Annotated in this window: 1 protein-coding gene and 1 pseudogene; both read right to left on the bottom strand. The window is 39.8% G+C overall.

Annotation, left to right across the window (positions count from 1 at the left end; all coding sequences use genetic code 11):
- Nucleotides 1-167: 167 nt before the first annotated feature.
- Entirely contained in the window at nucleotides 168-914 is a 747-nt protein-coding gene (locus H5232_RS23100; RefSeq protein ID WP_259398159.1) for an immunity 49 family protein, read from the bottom strand.
- A gap of 10 nt (nucleotides 915-924) precedes the next feature.
- Nucleotides 925-1,716, bottom strand: a pseudogene (locus H5232_RS24000) (hypothetical protein); the annotation flags it as partial.

Here is a 1,716-nt window from a genome sequence, read left to right as displayed (position 1 = left end):
TCAATGCTTTGCCAATGAATGGCTTCTTTTTGAGTTATGTCTAATAACTGTTGGTATTTACTTTCATCATCACCGTCAAGCGAAGTAGGGTATCTATCTTCGTCAATAAGTGATAAGTGAATTAAACTGCTCATAGATAATAGGCTCGTGTTGTGTGATTATCGAAACTAATCAATTAAAAATAAAGGTAAATATAGTGAATCGGTTTGGCATTGCCAACCATGCATGTCTTTGCCTAACTTTGCCATAGTAAGAGCATTTAAACAGATAAAGCCTTCTTCCATATCTTTTAAATCACCAAATTTACATTCATCTTTATGCCAAGTTATGGCTTTGTCGATACTAGTTTGCCAACGTAATTCATCACCTGAGACTAAGGCCGAGATTGCTTCTAATAAAGGAAGTATATATTGCAGTACATCTTTGTCTTTAGTGTTTTTGGCTTCAAGTAAAGCAGCCTCAACATCATCTTTATTAATAGTTTGGCCTGTACCAATCGCTTTTAATAGTTCAGCGTATTGGAGTTTTGCTTGATGTTGAACGCTGGATAACTTTATTTCACTGTGTTTAAGCTTTTCTAAAACATCCTGCTCAGCAAAGAGAAGAACAACATTTAGCTCTTGTTGAATAGTCCAATCGTTATTACTCGTTTTTAATTTAGGGTCGAAGCCGCATAAAAAAGCAAACGGTGCTGCTTTTTCAAAATTGGGTTTTACTTCTGAGTGCTCTTCGAGTGCGTATTTAGCGTATGCAAGCATAAAATAGAAATCGGTTATTTTAAATACGCTATTTTTATTTTGTTCAGGGGTTCTAGTATTATCTTGAAAACGCTCTATCCATGCGGCCAAATGGCTGTTTGCACGTGAGATGTTTTCTTCTATATTTTCTATCGATAGTTGGTTTAACTGTAGCATTATCAATTCTCTATGGTAAAGGTTGTAATTTTCCTTCGACGACTTGACCGCCTTTTTCAACGGCTTCAATAACAATTTTATTTAACGGTATATCTAAGTCATTCGCATTGAATAAGTCGTTGCCTAGTGTATTTTGAGCCGGATATTTCTTGGATTTTCTCATGCTTTTAATTGTATTTTTTATCCACTTCGTGGTCATTTGATCGCCTTTCTTAGCTCCTTTAGTGAGCTCGGCGCCAGGTCCCTTAGCTTCAACGATAAAGTATTCTAGCACGTTGCCATTTTTATCCCGCTTAGCCCATACTTGGTCAAAACCGGGGCCCGGACCAAAGCCTAGCTCCATTTTCGCAGGTGGCGGGGGCTTATAAAAGTGTTGTGCCATATAGGCACTTGCTGCACGTTCACCTTTAACTTCGGTAAGCTTCGCTTTAAATGCACCAATGCGATGGCTTGAATCACCATTTTTAATAGCGTCATCTAGTTTGTTCTTATAAGCCGTTTCATAAGCAGCTAAGTTTTTATAATGGGCATCAAGGGCTGGGTTTCTGACTCGCTTAAGCGCTGTAGCCCCCTTTAAATCATTCCCTTTCGGCGGCTCAAGCTCATTGGCAACGGTTTTCTTCGGTTTGCCCACTACGCCTGTGCTTGCCGGTGGCTCAAATTCATCGAGGGCTTTATTTACGCGATTGCCAATTTCATTTGCGGCGTTTCTTACGCCTTGGTCTATTTGCGGGGTGACTTCATCAAGTTGTTTGACCATGGCTTGCATGCCGTCAATGGCCGAGTCTGGCAGTAGGAGGTC

The sequence above is a fragment of the Pseudoalteromonas sp. SG41-5 genome (assembly GCF_014164495.1).
Taxonomy (GTDB): Bacteria; Pseudomonadota; Gammaproteobacteria; order Enterobacterales; family Alteromonadaceae; genus Pseudoalteromonas; species Pseudoalteromonas rhizosphaerae.
Note: the sequence above shows the minus strand (reverse complement) of the source record. Positions and strands in the feature narration are given on the sequence as shown.

What these genes read in the sequence shown, in the direction of transcription:
- H5232_RS23100 (WP_259398159.1), bottom strand. Translation starts at nt 914, where the DNA reads ATGCTACAGTTAAACCAACTATCGATAGAAAATATAGAAGAAAACATC.